1 protein-coding gene is annotated in these 390 nt (G+C 68.5%); it reads left to right on the top strand.

Annotation, left to right across the window (positions count from 1 at the left end; genetic code table 11):
* Nucleotides 1-390 (top strand): hypothetical protein (locus ACYPXD_RS34120; RefSeq protein WP_459723112.1); only part of this gene is annotated, 390 nt, incomplete at both ends.

Genomic DNA, 390 nt, shown 5'->3' with positions numbered 1-390 from the left:
TACCGCATTCGGCACGCGTGTCGCCTTCGCCGACCTCAGCGGCCGGCAAACGGCGTGGACGGCCAGTCGCACCGAGTTCCTCGGCCGCCACGGCGACACAGCCGCGCCTGCCGCGTTGACCGGGAATGCGCCTCTCTCCGGCGCGACCGGTGCGGGGCTCGACCCATGCGCGGCACTGCAGACTTTCGTCGAACTGGGACCGCACGAGACGCTCGACGTGGTCGCGTTCGTCGGCCAATGCGCGAGCGTCGCCGAAGCGCGCGCGCTGATCGAGCGTTATCGCGCCGCGAATCTCGACACGGTGCTGGCTGATGTGACACGTCATTGGCAGAACGTGCTGGGCGCCGTACAGGTCAAGACGCCGGATCGGGCGATGGACCTGATGCTCAA

The sequence above is a fragment of the Paraburkholderia sp. 2C genome (assembly GCF_054589215.1).
This window is presented reverse-complemented; position numbering and strand designations above follow the sequence as displayed.